This window comes from Kitasatospora sp. NPDC088742 (assembly GCF_055584905.1).
In genome coordinates, this window is sequence record NZ_JBVJLD010000020.1 from 1 (window position 1) to 13,510 (window position 13,510).

At 75.0% G+C, this 13,510-nt stretch carries 17 protein-coding genes; 12 read left to right on the forward strand and 5 right to left on the reverse strand.

What is annotated here, in order from left to right:
* Positions 1-96: 96 nt before the first annotated feature.
* The 4 genes from ACZ6ZR_RS17515 to ACZ6ZR_RS17530 form a co-directional block, all read right to left on the reverse strand.
* Positions 97-1,143: an alpha/beta fold hydrolase gene (locus ACZ6ZR_RS17515; RefSeq protein WP_465643172.1), complete on the reverse strand. Its 1,047-nt coding sequence runs from the start codon at positions 1,141-1,143 to the stop codon at positions 97-99.
* 65 nt (positions 1,144-1,208) lie between these two features.
* On the reverse strand, positions 1,209-1,634 hold the full coding sequence (locus ACZ6ZR_RS17520) for an Ohr family peroxiredoxin (protein ID WP_465643174.1): 426 nt from the start codon (positions 1,632-1,634) through the stop codon (positions 1,209-1,211).
* A gap of 37 nt (positions 1,635-1,671) precedes the next feature.
* On the reverse strand, positions 1,672-2,505 hold the full coding sequence (locus ACZ6ZR_RS17525) for an oxidoreductase (RefSeq protein WP_465643176.1): 834 nt from the start codon (positions 2,503-2,505) through the stop codon (positions 1,672-1,674).
* Positions 2,502-3,227, reverse strand: coding sequence for an alpha/beta fold hydrolase (locus ACZ6ZR_RS17530; RefSeq protein ID WP_465643178.1), 726 nt, complete (start codon positions 3,225-3,227; stop codon positions 2,502-2,504). Before ACZ6ZR_RS17530 ends, ACZ6ZR_RS17525 begins: the two co-directional genes overlap by 4 nt.
* Before the next feature lie 87 nt (positions 3,228-3,314).
* Between ACZ6ZR_RS17530 and ACZ6ZR_RS17535 the strand changes: the two genes are divergently transcribed.
* The 5 genes from ACZ6ZR_RS17535 to ACZ6ZR_RS17555 all read left to right on the forward strand — a co-directional run bounded on the left by ACZ6ZR_RS17535 (position 3,315) and on the right by ACZ6ZR_RS17555 (position 7,519).
* Positions 3,315-3,617 carry a hypothetical protein gene (locus ACZ6ZR_RS17535; protein WP_465643180.1) on the forward strand — a complete coding sequence of 101 codons (303 nt, stop codon included), beginning with the start codon at positions 3,315-3,317 and terminating at the stop codon, positions 3,615-3,617.
* 191 nt (positions 3,618-3,808) lie between these two features.
* On the forward strand, positions 3,809-5,182 hold the full coding sequence (locus ACZ6ZR_RS17540) for an FAD-dependent oxidoreductase (RefSeq protein WP_465643182.1): 1,374 nt from the start codon (positions 3,809-3,811) through the stop codon (positions 5,180-5,182).
* A gap of 5 nt (positions 5,183-5,187) precedes the next feature.
* Entirely contained in the window at positions 5,188-5,694 is a 507-nt protein-coding gene (locus tag ACZ6ZR_RS17545; RefSeq protein WP_465643184.1) for a nuclear transport factor 2 family protein, read from the forward strand.
* An 89-nt stretch (positions 5,695-5,783) separates the two neighbouring features.
* Positions 5,784-6,179: an SsgA family sporulation/cell division regulator gene (locus tag ACZ6ZR_RS17550; RefSeq protein ID WP_465643186.1), complete on the forward strand. Its 396-nt coding sequence runs from the start codon at positions 5,784-5,786 to the stop codon at positions 6,177-6,179.
* 125 nt (positions 6,180-6,304) lie between these two features.
* A complete protein-coding gene (locus ACZ6ZR_RS17555; protein WP_465643188.1) occupies positions 6,305-7,519 on the forward strand; it encodes a saccharopine dehydrogenase family protein in 1,215 nt (404 codons plus the stop codon).
* A 25-nt stretch (positions 7,520-7,544) separates the two neighbouring features.
* On the opposite strand, the gene ACZ6ZR_RS17560 is transcribed toward ACZ6ZR_RS17555, so the two are convergent.
* Positions 7,545-7,781, reverse strand: a complete 237-nt coding sequence (locus ACZ6ZR_RS17560) for a hypothetical protein (protein WP_465643190.1) — start codon at positions 7,779-7,781, stop codon at positions 7,545-7,547.
* Positions 7,782-7,989: 208 nt separating this feature from the next.
* Here ACZ6ZR_RS17560 and ACZ6ZR_RS17565 point away from each other — a divergent pair, with 208 nt between their 5' ends.
* The 7 genes from ACZ6ZR_RS17565 (at position 7,990) to ACZ6ZR_RS17595 (ending at position 13,510) form a co-directional block, all read left to right on the forward strand.
* The gene (locus tag ACZ6ZR_RS17565; protein ID WP_465643192.1) at positions 7,990-8,439 is read left to right on the forward strand and encodes a hypothetical protein; all 450 of its coding nucleotides are present in this window, start codon (positions 7,990-7,992) and stop codon (positions 8,437-8,439) included.
* Entirely contained in the window at positions 8,436-9,152 is a 717-nt protein-coding gene (locus tag ACZ6ZR_RS17570) for an RICIN domain-containing protein (RefSeq protein ID WP_465643194.1), read from the forward strand. Before ACZ6ZR_RS17565 ends, ACZ6ZR_RS17570 begins: the two co-directional genes overlap by 4 nt.
* A 105-nt stretch (positions 9,153-9,257) precedes the next feature.
* Positions 9,258-9,827 carry an RNA polymerase sigma factor gene (locus ACZ6ZR_RS17575; RefSeq protein WP_465643196.1) on the forward strand — a complete coding sequence of 190 codons (570 nt, stop codon included), beginning with the start codon at positions 9,258-9,260 and terminating at the stop codon, positions 9,825-9,827.
* On the forward strand, positions 9,824-10,642 hold the full coding sequence (locus ACZ6ZR_RS17580) for a zf-HC2 domain-containing protein (protein WP_465643198.1): 819 nt from the start codon (positions 9,824-9,826) through the stop codon (positions 10,640-10,642). The genes ACZ6ZR_RS17575 and ACZ6ZR_RS17580 overlap by 4 nt, the downstream gene beginning before the upstream one ends.
* Before the next feature lie 86 nt (positions 10,643-10,728).
* Positions 10,729-11,538 carry an ABC transporter ATP-binding protein gene (locus ACZ6ZR_RS17585; protein ID WP_465643200.1) on the forward strand — a complete coding sequence of 270 codons (810 nt, stop codon included), beginning with the start codon at positions 10,729-10,731 and terminating at the stop codon, positions 11,536-11,538.
* A 17-nt stretch (positions 11,539-11,555) separates the two neighbouring features.
* Entirely contained in the window at positions 11,556-12,941 is a 1,386-nt protein-coding gene (locus tag ACZ6ZR_RS17590; RefSeq protein WP_465643392.1) for a hypothetical protein, read from the forward strand.
* Positions 12,938-13,510 carry a hypothetical protein gene (locus tag ACZ6ZR_RS17595; protein WP_465643202.1) on the forward strand — a complete coding sequence of 191 codons (573 nt, stop codon included), beginning with the start codon at positions 12,938-12,940 and terminating at the stop codon, positions 13,508-13,510. The genes ACZ6ZR_RS17590 and ACZ6ZR_RS17595 overlap by 4 nt, the downstream gene beginning before the upstream one ends.

Below are 13,510 nucleotides of genomic sequence, written 5' to 3' on the forward strand. Positions count from 1 at the left end.
CAGCGACGAGCATCGACGTCAGATATGTCCCCACCCATGAACAGTCCAACGAGCAAACCCAACAGCAGTCACGGTAAGCACCGTTGCAGTACTAGCTCAGAGGTGGTCCGCGTCGACCACGGCCTGGGCGAAGGCGGTCGGGGCCTCCTGGGGGAGGTTGTGGCCGGTGGTGGGGAGGGTGCGGTGGTCGTAGGGGCCGGTGAACTTGGTGCGGTAGGACGTGCCGTCGCCGGGGGCGGTGAAGGGGTCGAGGCCGGCGTCCAGGGTGACGGTCGGCACGGTGATGGCGGGTCGGCGGGCGAGACGGGCCTCGTACTGGTTGTAGCGGTGCTCGCCGTCGGCGACGCCCAGGCGCCAGCGGTAGTTGTGGACGACCACGGCGGCGTAGTCGGGGTTCTCGAAGGCGGCCGCCGTGCGGGCGAAGGTGGCCTCGTCGAACTGCCAGGTGGGGGAGACCTGTTGCCAGACGAAGCGGGTCAACTCGCGGCGGCGGTCCGGGTCCTGCATCGCCCGCTCGCCGCGCTCGGTGGCGAAGTAGTACTGGTACCACCAGGTGTGTTCGGCCGCCGCCGCGATCGGGTTGAGCTGGGCGGCCCGGTCGGTGATCAGGTAGCCGCTGACCGACACCAGGGCCTTGACCCGCTCCGGCCACAGGGCGGCCAGGATGCCGGCGGTCCGCGAACCCCAGTCGAAGCCGGCCAGCACGGCGCGGTCGATCCCGAGGGCGTCCATCAGGGCCAGCACGTCCAGGGCGACGGCGGACTGCTGGCCGTTGCGGAAGGTGCGGGAGGAGAGGAAGCGGGTGGTGCCGTGGCCCCGGAGGTAGGGGACGATCACCCGGTAGCCGAGGTCGGCGAGGAGCGGGGCGACGTCCGCGAAGCTGTGGATGTCGTACGGCCAGCCGTGCAGGCAGAGCACCACCGGGCCGCCGGCGGGCCCGAGTTCGGCGTAGCCGACGTCGAGCAGCCCGGCCCGGACGTGCTTGAGGGTGGGGAAGGTGGTGTGGGTGCCCGGGGTGACGGCGGGAACGACCGGGGCGGGGGCGATGCCGGAGGGGAACGCGGCCGGGATGCCGGCGCCGGTGAGGGAGGCGGCCGCGGCCCCGGTGCCGAGGGCCTTGGTGAAGGTGCGCCTGGTGATCATGGGAAGCCTTTCGGGGAGGGCCCGGGCCGGCCCGTGGGGGACCGGCCCGGGGGAGGGGCGGAGGGTCAGACCGCGACGGCGTCGACGGTGACCGGGATGTTGCCGCGGGTGGCCTTCGAGTACGGGCAGAGCTGGTGCGCGGCGGCACCGAGCTCCTCGGCCATCTGCTGCTCCACGCCGCCGAGTTCGAGCTTGAGCACGGCGCTCAGGCCGAACGCGTCGTCCTCGCCGTGGGTCAGCGTCGCCTCGACCGTGACGGCCGTGCTGGTGAGCCGGACCTTGCGGGTGGCGGCGGCCCGCCGCACCGCGCCGAGGAAGCACGCGCCCCAGCCGGCGGCGAAGAGCTGCTCGGGGTTGGTGGCGCCGCCGGCCCCGCCGAACTCCGCCGGTATGGCGAGCGCGGTGGTGAGCGCGCCGTCGCTGGAGGCGACCTGGCCGCCGTTGCGGCCCTCGCCCGTGACGGTCACCGTGCCGGTGTAGCTGGCTGCCATCGTGTTCTCCTTCAAGTACGTTGTCATCAAGGGGTGTTCAGGTGGGGAAGTCGGCCGCGCGGGAGGCCTCGGCCCAGCGTTCCGTCTCGGCCTCGCGGGCCCGGCCCGCCGCCAGGGCGGCCGTCACCGCCGCGGCGCCGAGCAGCAGACGGCGCGGCGGGTCCGGCCGGCCGACCACGTCGAGGACCACCCGGGCCGCGCGGTCCGGATCGCCGGGCTGGGTACCGTTGTTGGCGGCCCGGTAGGAGTTCATCGCGCCGACCGTCTCCCGGTAGTCCTCGCCGACGGCGTGCAGCTCCATCGAGGAGCCCTGCCAGTCGGTGCGGAACGCGCCCGGTTCGACGATGACCACCGCGAGGCCGAAGGGCGCCACCTCGGCGGCGAGCACCTCCGAGAACCCCTCCACGGCGAACTTGGCGCTCTGGTAGGCCCCCATCCCGGGCGTCCCGCCGACCCGGCCGCCGAGGGAGGAGAACTGCACGAAGGTGCCCGCGCGTTGGGCGCGCAGCACGGGCAGGGCGGCCCGGGTCACGTTCACCACGCCGAAGAAGTTGGCCTCGACCTGGGCCCGGAAGTCCTGGTCCGTCATCTCCTCGATCGGGGCGCTGTTGGCGTACCCGGCGTTGTTCACCACCACGTCCAGCCGCCCGAAGGACTCGACGCCGGCCCGCACCGCCGCGCGGGCGGCGGCCGGGTCCGTGACGTCGAGGGCCACGGCCCTGATCCGTTCGCCGTGACGGTCCGCCAGGTCGTCGAGCGCCTCCGGCCGCCGGGCGGTGGCGACCACCTGCCCACCCGCCTGGAGGACCGCCTCGGTGAGGCTCCGCCCGAAGCCCCTGGACGCTCCGGTGACCAACCAGGTGCCGGTCATGGCCTGCTCCCTTCCATGGGTGCTCGCGGTGTGAGCGGTGCCCGCACGGGCACCGAACGGACGAACGCGCGCACCGCCCCGGCGAACACGGCCGGTTCCTCCAGGTGGCCGAAGTGCCCGCTCTCCGCGAGCACCGCCAGCCGGGAACCCGGGACCAGGCCGTGGAGCTCACGCGCCCACCGCGGCCCGCAGACGACGTCGTACCGTCCGACCACCACCAGCTTCGGCACGGTGAGGAAGGCCGGCGCCTCCCGGTCGTCGATCAGGTCGGGTGCGCCGTGCTCGTCCAGCGGTGAGATGTAGGTGCAGCGCACCCGGCCGCGCAGATCGGCGAACTCCCCTTCCCGGTCCCAGAAGTGGGCGAAGTAGACCGGCAGCAGCGCGCGCAGCGCCGCCGTGATCTCCTCGTCGTCGGTGACCGTGCCGGCCGTGTGCAGACCGGCCAGCGCGGCCGGGAGTCCGGGGTGTGCGGCGTTGCGTGCGACGAACTCCCCGACCCGGGTGGCGGCTTCGGCCTGGTGCTCCGGGCCGGTCAGCGGCGCGCTCTCGTACAGCACCAGCCCGTGCAGCCGTTCGGGGTGGTGGAGGGCGAAGTGCTGGGCGACGAAGCCGCCGTAGGAGTGGCCCACCAGAACCTTGGGGCCGGGGATGTGCTCGATCACGGCACGGAGCGAGGCCGCGTCGGAGTCGGGCCCGCGCAGCGGCACGGCGGGGGCCACCACCGGCTAACCGTCAGCCTGGAGGCGCTTGATGACGCCGGACCAGCTGGACGCGTCGGCGAACGCCCCTGCACCAGCACGATGGTGGGCTTGGCACCGGCCGTGACCTGGGCGGCCTCCGGGGCGACGGCGGTGACGGGGGCGCTGGCGCTCGCGGTGCCGGCGACGCCGACCACGGCGGTGGCCAGTGCGGCACTCGCGGTCGCCACCAGCGCGGCCTTGGTGGTCGCCGCCGGGCGGTTGGGGCGGGTGTTCTTCTCGGCGGTCATCGGACTGCTCCTTTCCGGGGGCACCTCGGGCGGTGCCGTGGATCTCGGGACGTCCACAGCCTCGCCCCGCCACCGGCCCGCCGAGATCCGTCAGTTGACGGTCGGAGCCGACGCACCGTCATGACGCGGTCCGTCGGGGCACTCCGCGTCAACTGACGGACGTGGCGGCCTGGGGCGCGGTCGGCGCACCGGGTGGGCGCGCTCCGGCGGAGTGCGCCGACCGGTGGGCGGGGTGCTGCCGTCGGTGCTGTCCCGGCGTCCGCGGCGGCGGTAGCGTCGGTTCGACTTCCTGGCGGCGGCGGGCGATCGGAGCCGATGGTGGATCCAGCGCGGAGCGAAGGCCGTCCGGGGACGGCGCACGCCGTGGTGCTCGGTGCGGGCATCGGTGGTCTGTGCGCGGCCCGGGCGCTCGCCGGACACTTCGACCGCGTCACCCTGGTCGAGCGGGACACCCTCCCGGACGCCCCGGCCGTGCGGCGCGGCGTCCCGCAGGGCGCGCACGTGCACTCGCTGACGGGCGCCGGAGCGGAGGTGCTGGACGCCTTCTTCCCCGGCTTCGTGGCCCAACTGGTCGACGGGGGAGGCACGTTCGCCGGTGCGCTGGACGAACTCGAGATCGTCTTCTTCGGCTCCCGCCTGCGGCAGGTGCCGCTGGGGCGGGTGCTCCAGGTGAGCCGGCCGTTCCTGGAGGACCGGCTGCGCGAGCGGGTCGCCGCGCTGCCCAACGTCAGCCTGCGGCAGGGCTTCGAGGCCGTCGGGCCGATCGCCGCGGACCCCGCCCGGGTGAGCGGCGTGCGGCTGGCACGGGCCGGGGTGGCCGGGGCCGCGGAGGACCTCGGGGCCGACCTGGTGCTGGACGCGATGGGACGGGCCGGACGCGGCACGGCCTGGCTCCGGTCGCTCGGCTACCCGGCGCCCGCCGAGAAGCGCCTGCGCGTCGACGTCGGCTACGCCAGCCGCCGCTTCCATGTGCCCCCGGGCGGGCTGGGCGCGGCGAAGGGCGTACTGGTCGGGGCGACCCCGGCGCGCCCGCGCGGCCTGGTCCTCACCGAGCAGGAGAACGACGCCTGGGTGCTCTCGCTGTACGGCTTCGGCCGCGCCGACCACCCGCCGGAGACGCCGGAGGAGTTCCTCGTCTTCGCCGGCGCCATGCTCCCCGCCGGCACCCGGAAGGCGCTCGCGGCGGCGGAGCCGATCAGCGGCATCTCCTCCTTCAAGTACCCGGACTGCGTGCGCCGGGAGTTCCACCGGCTGCGCCGGGTGCCCGAGGGCCTGGTCTCGTTCGGCGACGCGCTGTGCAGCCTCAACCCGATCTACGGGGCGGGCATGACGGTGGCGGCACTGGAGGCGAGGGCCCTGCAGCGGTGCCTGTTCGACGGCCCGGAGGGGCTGCCGCGGCGGTTCTACCGGGAGGCCGCGCGGGCGGTCCGGCTGCCGTGGCTGTTCTCGACCCTGGCGGACCGGGCCATGCCCCAGGTCCCCGGGACCCACCCGGCCCTGGCCCGCCTGCTGGGCCAGGCGTTCGGGGCGACCATGCGGGCGGCGGCCGAGGACGCCGGGGTGGCCGCGCGCGTCTGGAACGCCGTCAGCCTCAGCGGCTCCCCGGCGGGCCTGGCGCACCCGAGGGTGACCGCCGCGGTGATCCGGCACTGGCGGTCCGGGACGAAGGCCGGTCGTGGAAAGGGATGAGGCCCGTGCGGCAGTCCGTGCAGCAGCAGTTCGACGAGGGTGAGCGGAAGGCGTTCGTGGAGCGCTGGGTGGTGATGTGGGACTCGCCCACGGCGCCGGACGACGCCATGGCGTACTACACCGAGGACGCGGTGATCGAGGACAAGGCCTTCGGCCACTCCTACCGTGGCCACCGGGAGTTGAACGAGTACTTCCGCCGGGCCGGGGACCTCTTCGCGGACATCCACGCCGTCCCGCTGGAGGTGCAGGTCGGCCCCGGGCACGCGCTGGCCCACGTGCAGTACACCGCCACCATCAGGGAGCCGTTCCTCTGCCTCCCCGAGTCCAGCCGGGGCAGGACCTTCTCCCTCTACGTGATGAGCCTGCTCGAGTTCGCCGAGGACGGGCGGATCGCGCGCGGCGTGGACGCGTACGACCGCACCTCGGTCCTGCAGCAGCTCGGCGTGCTTCCCGCCACCCTCACGCCGGCCTCGTTCGGCACCCCGTTCGCCGACACGCCGTCAGCAGGCTGACCCCGTCGTAGGCATGTCCCCGCGATTACGGGGCAGGCGCGCTCCCGGCGGCCGGCTCGGAGGAGCCGGGGACGAGGGGAGATCGGTGGATGACGGACTTGATCACGGCGCGGACGGCGATGCGTCACCAGGCCGGGCCGTGCGCGGACGTGCCGGTGGAGCTCTTCTACAGCACCGCCGATCCCTGGGCGGTCCGCTGCTACTTCCCCAAGGAGCCCGTCGCGGTCTTCTGGGCCTTCGGCCGGGACCTGCTGGCGGAGGGTCTGGTGGGCCCGAGCGGGGAGGGCGACGTCCACATAAGCCCGGTCGACGGGCGGACCACGCTGCTCGCGCTGTGCGGCCCGGCCGGGGACGGCATGGCCGTGCTGCGAGCTCCCACCAGAGACCTGGCCGCCTTCCTGGCCCGCACCCACCGGGTGGTGCCGCCGGGGTCCGAGGGCTCCTGGGTCGACTGGGACCGGTGCGTCGCGCGGCTGCTGCGCTGACGCTCCGTCCGGTGGGTTTCCGCCGCACACCGCGGAGCCACGCGTGCGGGGTCGTTGACAGCTCGGCGGAGGGCTCCTAGCGTGGCGCAGTCGATTACCCGCGAGTAGGTAGGCAGGGACCGTTGATGGCCGAACCGCGCCCGTACGACCTCGTCCTGTTCGGTGCCACCGGGTTCACCGGCGGGCTCACCGCCGAGTACCTGGCCGGCGCCGTCCCCGAGGGCTGCCGCTGGGCCCTCGCCGGGCGCGACCACGGCAGGCTGGCCGCCGTCCGCTCCCGGCTGGCCGAGATCGACCCGCGCTGCGCCGACCTTCCGCTGCTGGTCGTCGACGCGGCGGACCGCGAGGCGCTGCGCGAAGTCGCCGCCTCCGCCCGGGTGGTGATCTCCACGGTCGGCCCCTACCTGCGGCACGGCGAGCCGCTGGTGGCCGCCTGCGCGGAGAGCGGCACCGACTACGTGGACCTCACCGGCGAGCCGGAGTTCGTCGACCGGATGTACCTGAGCCACCACCAGCGGGCGGTGGCCAGCGGTGCCCGGCTGGTGCACGCCTGCGGCTTCGACTCCGTCCCGCATGACCTCGGCGTGCTCTTCACGGTGGACGAACTGCTGCGCCGGGGCGGCCCGTTGAAGCATCTCTCGGTGGAGGGCTACGTCCGGGTCGGCGGCACCGTCTCGGGCGGCACCTTCGCCTCGGCGCTGCTCGCCTTCTCCCGGCCCCGGCAGATGGCGGGCGCGGCGAAGGCCCGGCGCGCGGCGGAGCCGTGGCCGAAGGGGCGTCGGATCCACACCCCGATGGGCCGGGTGCGGCGCTCGGTGCCGGCCCGGGCCTGGGTGGTGCCGATGCCCGCGATCGACCCGCAGGTGGTCGCGCGGTCGGCGGCGGCGCTGGAGGAGTACGGCGAGGAGTTCGGCTACACCCACTACGCCGCCGTCAAGCGCCTACCCGTCGCGCTGGGCGGCATCGCGGCGGTGGCGGGCCTCGCCGTCGCCGCCCAACTCCCCGTGCTGCGGCGCCTGTTGGGAACCCTCCGCAAGCCCGGCGAGGGCCCGAGCGAACGCCAGCGGGCCCGGAACTGGTTCACCGTCCGCTTCGCCGCCCGGACGGACGACGGCCGGGCCGTGCTCACCGAGGTCTCCGGCGGCGACCCCGGCTACCAGGAGACGGCCATGATGCTCGCCGAGTCGGCCCTCTGCCTCGCCTACGACGAACTCCCGCCCACCTCCGGCCAGTTGACCACGGCGGTCGCGATGGGACGCCCCCTGGTCGACCGGCTCCTCAAGGCCGGCATCACCTTCCGCGTCCTGGACGCCCTGCCGGCCTCCGCTCCGGGCCGCTGACCGCAGTCCGCTGCCCGCGCGGTTCTCAGTCGTTGTCGTAGGAGTGGTCCCAGGGGATCGTGCGGGTGGGGGCGTCGTCCACCCGCACCGAGCGGGTGAGGCCCGGGTGCCAGCTGGCGGTGTCGCCCGGGCCGAGCTCGAGGACCAGGCCCTCGCCTTCCAAGGGCGGTGCGCCGTCGGGGAGTTCGAGCCCGAGGAACTCCTGGCCCTCCGGGCCGATCCGGTACCAGCCTGCCTGCTCTGCGGTCCATGCGTCGTCCATCTGCGGAGCGTAGGTGCACGTACGGCCCCCGGGCGGGCGCAACGCGGTGGTGGCGGCCCGGATCCACCCGAAGGGGCCACCCCGTGGCCTCGGGGTCGCGGGACCTCGGGGCCGCGGGGTGCGGGCCGTCTGGCGCCGGAGGCATGCGGCTGACACCCTTCGTACTGGTGTCGGAGGAGCGGTGCCGGGGGCGTCGAGGGGAGTAGTCGTGTTGGATGCCGCGCTGATGGCGTTGGCCGCGTCGGTGGGTTCGGGGGTCGTCCAGGCCGCCGGTACGGATGCCTGGCAGGTGTTCCGGCAGCGGTTGGCCGGGCTGCTGGGGCGGGCCGACCGGCGGCGGGAGACGGTGCAGCTGGAGCGACTCGACCGCACCGCCGAGGAGTTGGAGGAGGCCGGGCAGGAGGGCTCCGCGGAGCTGGAGCTGCTCCGGTCGGAGGCGGTCTCGGCCTGGCGGACCCGCACCGTCGACCTGTTGGAGGAGTTGGAGCCGCAGGAGCGGGCCGCGCTCGCGGCGGAGCTCCGGTCCCTGCTCGACCAGGTGGCCCCGACCTCCCGCCCGTCCGGCGGCGGCGTCACGGGCAACGTGTTCCACGGCCCCACCGCGCTGATGTCCGGCGACGGCAACGTCCAGACGAACCACTTCGGCCCGCAGTCGTGACCGGGGCCGCGCCCGAGCAGGGCGACGGCACCGGCGGAACGAGCTACCACGGCGAGACCGGGGTGGTGCACGGCGACGGGAACCTGCAGATCAACGTCCACGCCGGACGGCCGGACGGCGGCCCCGGCCGCCGCGCGGGCCTGGCCGTCGCGGCCTGCGCACTCGCCCTGGCGGGCGTGGCGACGGTCGTCGCGGTCCTGGCGGTCGGCGGCCGGGACGACGAGGGTGGCGGACGCACCGTCACGAGCGCGGCGCCGTCGGCCGGTTCGGCGGCCGTTGCGGGGTCACCCACGAGCCGCCCCCTCGTCAACAGCAGCAGCGGGCTCTGCCTACGCGCGCCCGGCCCCGAAGCCGAGCCGGTCCCCGTCCAGGACGCCTGCACGGGCGGCGGCGGCGGCGGTGGCGGTGCGGACCGGACCTGGACGCTGGGCACACCGGCCGCCGAAACCCACACCCTGCGCGACGGCGCCACCGGGCGCTGCCTCACCGCCCCAGCTCCCGTCGGCCCTGTCCGGCTGGACGACTGCACCGGCGGAGCCGACGGCCGGCAGTGGCAGCTCCAGCCGGGCACCGGTGACCGCGCCGGGTACTTCCAGCTGTTCAACACCGCCACCCACAAGTGCCTGGTGGCCCGCGAGCGAGAGCCGGGCCGCGCGGCGGAACAGGTCTCCTGCGGCCAGGACTACGCCGACCAGTGGTGGCGCTTCGGCTAGGGGCTGCCTCCTTGGCGGGTCCGTGACCTGGCGCTTCGTCAGGGCGATGTGACGCAGGTCACCCGATTTCGAGAACCTCGCGGCGGCGCCCGCCGTCTGGCAGGTGTGAGATCACGCAGGAGGGCGCCCGGAGCGCTGGAGACGCTGGACGAGGAACGCCTCGTCCGGCTGGTCGCGCGCGGTGAGCGCGCGGCCTTCGACGAGCTGTACCGGCGGACGGCACCGTGGTTGGCGGTGCGGCTGCGGCGGCGGTGTGCCGACGAGCAGATCGTCGCCGAGGTGATGCAGGAGACCTACCTCGCGGTGTGGCGCGCCGCCGGGGCGTTCGCCGGGAGTGCGGTGGGCGGGTCGGCGGTGGGGTGGCTGTGGACCATCGCCGCGCGGCGGCTGGTGGACGCGTTCCGCCGCCGGGCGCACCACGCCGAGCCGCCGGCGGCCGCCGCCTCGCGGGCGGTGGCGCCCGGGGCGGAGGAGGAGGCGCTGGCCGGGACGGTCGGCGGCGACGTCGGAGACGCCCTGCGGAGACTGGCGCCGGAGCTGCGCGAGGTGCTGCAGGCCACGGTGCTCGACGGGCTGACGGTCCGGGAGACCGCGGTGCTGCTCAGACTGCCCGAAGGCACGGTCAAGACCCGTGCCCGCCGGGCCCGGATCGCGATGCGGAAGGCACTGACGTGAGGGACGAGAAGGTGGAGCACGCGTCGGAGCAGCTGATCGACGCCTATGCGCGGGGCGGTGCCGAGCTGCCCGCCGACACCGTCTGGGCGCTGGAGGGGCACCTCGAAGGGTGTGCGCCGTGCCGGGGCCGGCTGACGGAGTCGGTGGCCACCGGGGCCCCGGACCTCGCCGCGCTGCTGGAGACCGTACGGGCCGAGCTGGAGCCGCAGTTGGTGACGGCGCCGGCACCACTGCGCCGCAGGCCGAGTTGGGTCTCGGCCTGGCTCACTCCGGCGATGGCCCCCTGGCTGGCGATGACCCTCGCCGTCACCCTGCTGGCCCTGCTGCTGGACCGGGCCGGGCCGTCGGGCCTGTTCGGCGGGGTGTCGCCGCTGCTGCTGCTCGCACCCGTGCTGCCGCTCGGCGCGGTCGCCGCCTCCTGGTCGGGCACCCTCGACCCGGCGCACGAGCTCACGGCCACCACCGCCCGGGCCGGACTGCCCCTGCTGCTGCGCCGTACCACGGCGGTGCTGGCCTTCGTGCTGCCGCTGCTCCTGCTGGAGGGCTGGCTGACCGGCGCCATGACGGCCGCTCAGTGGCTGCTGCCCTCGCTCGCCTTCACCTCCGCCGCCCTGGCGCTGGGCGGCTTCGTCGGCGTGACCCGCGCCTCCGCCGCCCTGGCGGGCGGCTGGGTGCTCGCCGTCCTGGCACCCGCCGTGGCGGCCGGCCACCCCCTCCTGGCCCCGGCAACGGACCAACTCCCGCTCTGGGCAGCGGTGCTGGCCCTCGGGGCGGCAGCCGTCGCCCTGCGCAGGAACGCGTACTCGACGCGGTGAAGACCCGCTTGTCAGCCCGACCTGTACCCCCGATCTGAACCCGACCTGAACCCGACCTGAACCCGACCCCGAAAGGCCCTCAGCACATGACACCCCCGACGAGCGCGGTCGACATCGCGCCCCGGACCTACGCCTGGGAGATCCGGGCCACCGGCCTCAAGGTGCGGGCCGGCCGCACCAAGATGGCAGTCGACGGCCTCGACCTCTCCCTCGGCACCGGCGCCCACGGCCTGCTCGGCCCCAACGGCGCCGGGAAGACCACCCTGATCCGTGCCCTCGCCACCGCGCTGCGCCCCGCCGGAGGCGACCTGGAACTGCTCGGCAGCCCCATCGGCGCGCGTACCGACCACCGGGCGCTGCGGCGCCGGATCGGCTACCTGCCACAGGAGTTCGGCTACTACAAGCGCTTCACGGTGCGTGAATTCGTCGAGTACATGGCCTGGTTGAAGGAGGTGCCGGCGGCCGAGATCCCCGGCGCCGCCCAACGGGCGGTGGAGCGGGTGGGCCTGGCGGACCGCGCCGACCACCGGATGAAGACCCTCTCCGGCGGCATGGTGCGGCGGGCCGGCATCGCCCAGGCGATCGTCAACGACCCGGACGTGCTGCTGCTGGACGAGCCGACGGCCGGGCTCGACCCGGCCCAGCGGCTGCGATTCCGGGAACTGCTCCAGGAGTTGGGCCGGGAGGCCTGCGTGGTGGTCTCCACCCACCTGGTGGAGGACGTCGCGGCCGCCTGCAGCGACGTGGTGCTGTTCGCCGCCGGCCACCTGGTCTTCCAGGGCACGCCGGAGCAACTGGCCGCCGCCGGTGGGCCGGAGCACCCGGGCGACAGCCCGCTGGAACGCGGCTACTCGGCACTGCTCAGCAACTCTGGCCAGAAGGACGGTACTTGGTGAACACGCGGATACTGCGGATGCTGCGCATCGAGCTGCGGCGCTCGGCCGCGCCGTGGGCGGGCCTGGTGGTGCTGGCCGGGAGCCTGGCGGTCTTCCTCCTGATCGACGGGGTGTGGTGGCGGGGCACCGCCGGGTGGACGGCCCAGTGGACCACGATGGCGATGTGGACCAGGTACCTGCTGGGCTTCTGGTGGCCGCTGGTGGTGGGCCTCGGCGCGCTCTACGGGCTGCGCGACTCTCGCTCCCGGATGGCCGAGCTGCTGTCCACCACCCCCCGAACTCCCGCACAGCGGGCGGCGGTTCCGGCCGGTGCGATGGCACTGACCCTGGTCTGCTGCTTCGGGCTGCTGGTGCTGGTCGGTGCCGTCCAGGTGGCCGTCGGCGGGACGGAGTACCTCACCCTCGGGTGGGTGCCGGTCTCGCTGGTGGGGGCGCTGGCACTGGCGGCGGGTGCCGTCTTCGGGATGGGCGTCTCCCGGGCGCTGCCCTCCGCCCTCACCCCGCCCGCCCTGACGGTGCTCGCCCTGCTGGCGGTGAGCCTGCTGCGGCAGAACGGCGACCGCGCACTCCCGTCGGGCCTCGCGCCCAACCGGCTCTCCCTGCTCTCCCCGGCGGTGGTGGATCCCCGGGAGATGCTGCTCACCCTCTCCGGCTCCGTCCACCTCGGCCAGACGCTCTGGCTGCTCGGCCTGCTCGCCACCGGCTTCGCCCTGCTGGCCGCGGCCTCCCGCCGGGCCCGACTGCTCGCTCTGGTACCGGTGTTGACGGGCGCTTCGCTGGCGATGGCGGTGCTCCCGGCCCAGGCGCGCGACAGCTACGTGGTCGACCGGTCCGCCGCCGCACCGCTCTGCGACGGCCCGGTCTGCGTGACCAGGGCGAACGGCGCCCGGCTGCCCGAACTGGCGCGCAGCGGCCGGGAGGCCCTGGAGATCCTGCGCGCGGCACTGGGAGACAAGGCCCCCGCGACGGTCGCCGAGGACGCCCACCTGTACGGGCTCGGCGACGAACGAGCCCTCTCGGACGGGGTGGTGCTGGTCGACTTCGACGAACGGGTGCTCGCCGGTGCCACCGGCCGGGCCCTGACCCGCGCCCTGGTCGGCCAGGCCCTGGCGCCGAACTGCCGCGGCCACAACGACCGCGAGGGCGGCGGCGAGGACGGCGTGGCCCTGCAGAGCGTCCTCGCCTCCTGGGCCCTCGGCGACACCGGCATCGTCCCGCTGGAGCAGCCCGGTACGGACGAGTACTCACGCCGGGTCTGGGCCCGGGCCGAGGCGGGACGGGCGAAGCTGGCGGCGCTGCGCCCCGAGGAGCAGCGGGCACTGGTGGCGAAGGTGCACGCCGACGCCCTTTCCTGCGCCGGTGGTTCACAGCCGCTGCTGTCGGCGGGGGAGGCGGGATCGTGAACTGGCTGACGCTGTACGCCCGTTCCCGTCAGGTGCCGCTCTCGTCAGCGGCCGTCCTCCTCCTCGGAGCTGCGGCGGCCGCCCTCGCCCGCGGGGGTGACGGAGCGTCGAACCCGCCGCTCGCCGCCCTGCTGGCCACTGCGGCGGTGGCGGCCGCGAGCATCGGACTGGCGGGCCAGGACGCCGACTTGGACCGCACCGCCGCCATCCGCTGGGCCCCCCGTCGGGCCGCACACGTCCTCCTGCTCGCCGCAGTTGCCGCCACCACCCTCCTGGCGGCCCGCGCCGCGGGCGCGGACCTCGCCCCGGCCTCGCTGCTCCTGCGCGACTGCGCCGGCCTGGCCGGCCTGGCCGCCCTGGGCGCGGTGCTCGGCGGCGCCACCTACGCCTGGATCCCGCCCACCGCCTGGCTCGCCGTCACCCTCTGCGTCCCGGGCACCCCGGGCCCGGCCGGCGAGGTGCTCCACTGGATGCTCCTCGACCCGGCCACCTCCCCATCCACCTGGACGGCCTGGACCCTCCTCGCGGCCGGCACCCTCCTGTACGCGTTCGCGGGCCCACGCCGGTGA

What these genes read in the sequence shown, in the direction of transcription:
- ACZ6ZR_RS17590 (WP_465643392.1), top strand. Translation starts at nt 11,556, where the DNA reads ATGCTGCGCATCGAGCTGCGGCGCTCGGCCGCGCCGTGGGCGGGCCTG.
- ACZ6ZR_RS17560 (WP_465643190.1), bottom strand. Translation starts at nt 7,781, where the DNA reads ATGGACGACGCATGGACCGCAGAGCAGGCAGGCTGGTACCGGATCGGC.
- ACZ6ZR_RS17520 (WP_465643174.1), bottom strand. Translation starts at nt 1,634, where the DNA reads ATGGCAGCCAGCTACACCGGCACGGTGACCGTCACGGGCGAGGGCCGC.
- ACZ6ZR_RS17540 (WP_465643182.1), top strand. Translation starts at nt 3,809, where the DNA reads ATGGTGGATCCAGCGCGGAGCGAAGGCCGTCCGGGGACGGCGCACGCC.
- ACZ6ZR_RS17550 (WP_465643186.1), top strand. Translation starts at nt 5,784, where the DNA reads ATGACGGACTTGATCACGGCGCGGACGGCGATGCGTCACCAGGCCGGG.
- ACZ6ZR_RS17525 (WP_465643176.1), bottom strand. Translation starts at nt 2,505, where the DNA reads ATGACCGGCACCTGGTTGGTCACCGGAGCGTCCAGGGGCTTCGGGCGG.
- ACZ6ZR_RS17555 (WP_465643188.1), top strand. Translation starts at nt 6,305, where the DNA reads ATGGCCGAACCGCGCCCGTACGACCTCGTCCTGTTCGGTGCCACCGGG.
- ACZ6ZR_RS17515 (WP_465643172.1), bottom strand. Translation starts at nt 1,143, where the DNA reads ATGATCACCAGGCGCACCTTCACCAAGGCCCTCGGCACCGGGGCCGCG.
- ACZ6ZR_RS17585 (WP_465643200.1), top strand. Translation starts at nt 10,729, where the DNA reads ATGACACCCCCGACGAGCGCGGTCGACATCGCGCCCCGGACCTACGCC.